Source organism: Protofrankia sp. CiP3, from assembly GCF_917627345.1.
Classification (GTDB): Bacteria; Actinomycetota; Actinomycetes; order Frankiales; family Frankiaceae; genus Protofrankia.
The window spans coordinates 12214-14297 of sequence record NZ_CAKJTM010000104.1 but is presented as its reverse complement, the minus strand read 5'-3'; the positions used below and the strand labels follow the sequence as shown (position 1 = coordinate 14297).

1 protein-coding gene is annotated in these 2084 nt (G+C 71.4%); it reads left to right on the top strand.

The genetic code is table 11. From position 1 onward, the window contains the following. Positions 1-112 precede the first annotated feature (112 nt). On the top strand, positions 113-2084 hold a 1972-nt coding region (locus MJ797_RS22490), incomplete at its 3' end, for a tyrosine-type recombinase/integrase (protein ID WP_239340922.1).

The following is a 2084-nucleotide window of genomic DNA, read 5'->3' as shown; positions in this document are numbered from 1 at the left end:
ATATCCACCTGTCCGGCCGAGAGCTCGCCGGGAAGCTCAGCCAGGGCATGCGGCATATCCACGCCCAGCGCGTCCAGGCGCTGACCAGCGGCGAGGGCGCGGAGGCGTCCCGGTGATCGTCCGCCACGCGGCCGACCGCCTGGCCCCCTCCGGCTCTTGGCGGTGGCCGATTGACACGGCTCGCTACGACACGACGCGCCTGCTCCGGCCGACGGAGCAGGATGCGATCATCGAGCTTGGGGTCGGTGAGCTGCGCCGCCTGGCCCGGCACGACCCCGATGCCCGGGGATGGGAGCCGGTCAGGCGCCTGTTGCGGCCGCTCGACGATGCCGCCGCCGCGCTGGAGGGTCCGCTGACCTCTCACCGGCGCCGGGCGATGCTGGACGCGACCGCGGTGGTGTTGCTGCGGTGCGCCGAGATCGGCCGGTCCTACTGGGCATGGAACGACGAAGAGTGGGCCGGGCTTCTGGGCCAGGACCAGCAAGGGTTCCGCAAGGCCGCCCCGGGCTGGGCGGACGACGCCGTGCGCCCTTCCCTGGCCGCGCATGCCTTCCTGCTCGGCGGCTTCACCGCCTTCTACCGGCTTGGCAGCTTCAGCCGCCTGACCCTGGCCTGGCGCGTGTTCGGGCGTGAACGCGTGGACGGCGAGATCAGGCGGATCCGCTCGGTGCTGGCCGGATGGGGCTACCGGCTCGGCCGCGACGGCGACCAGATGCTGCCGATGGTCGCCTGCCAGATGCTCCTCCTCAACCGCAGCCCGCACTTGGAAGATCTGAGCACCGGGCTGTTCGAGCGCGCCCGCCGCGAGCAGCTCCTGCCCGCCGCGAGGGGCAACACGCTGCACGCCATGCAGCGGGCCGTCGCCGAGCTGGGATTCTGCGACCCGCCACGGCGGCTGATGGGCCGTCACTCGCCGAAGGCCGAGGGCGGTTCACCCGCCTGGGCGGAGTGGGTGGAGCGCTGGCATGGCACGTCCACACTCACGCCCCGGGTCCGCGGCGCCGTCCGCGCCACCCTGCTCAAGGTCGGGAGGTGGCTGGAGGCTGAGCATCCCGAGGCCGCCAACCCCGGCTCCTGGACACGGCAGACCTGCGCGGCCTGGATCGCCGCGCTGGACCGGATGCAGGTCGGTGACTACGCCCAGCGCACCGCCGGGCTGAAGGGCCGCGTCGGCAAGCCGCTGGAGGCAGCGACGAAGGCGACTCAGCTCAGCGCGGTGCGGACCTTCTTCCGGGACTGCCAAGAATGGGAATGGATCCCCAGGCGCTTCGACCCGCAGCGCGCGCTGGCCACCCCGCGCAGCATCGCCGCCCTACTCGGCCCCGATCCCCGAGTCATCGCCGACGAGATCTGGGCGAAGCTGATGTGGGCCGGGCTGAACCTCGCGGAAGACGACCTGCCGCAGTCCCAGGCCGGGAACTTCTACCCTCTCGAACTGGTCCGTGCGGTCACGCTGGCCTGGCTGTTCTCCGGGCAGCGCAGTGATGAGATCGCCCGCCTGAGGGTGGGCTGTATCCGCTGGCAGCACGACGGCGCCGAGATCACGGGTGACTCGGATCAGGTCCTGGCCCGTGACGCGGTCTGTCTGCTGGACGTGCCGGCCCACAAGACCGGCACCGCGTTCACCAAGCCGGTCGACCCGATCCTGGGCCAGGCCCTCGATGCCTGGCAGGCCACCCGCCCCACCCAGCCGAGGTTCACCGACCGTCGCACCGGCGAGCTCGTCGACCTGCTGTTCGCCTTCCGGGCCCGGAAGGTGTCCACCGTCTACATCAACAAAACGGTCATCCCGGTGCTCTGCCGCAAGGCGGGCGTTCCCACCACCGATGTCCGGGGGAACATCACGAGCCACCGGGCCCGATCCACGATCGCCAGCCAGCTCTACAACGCCAAGGAGCCGATGACGCTGTTCGAGCTGCAGGCGTGGCTCGGCCACCGGTCGCCGCAGTCGACGCAGTTCTACGCGAAGATCAGCCCGGCCACGCTGACTCGGGCCTACGACGACGCGGGATACTTCTCCCGCAACATGCGGACGGTCGAGGTCCTCGTCGACCGCGACGCCGTCGCCTCCGGGGCCGCCGCGA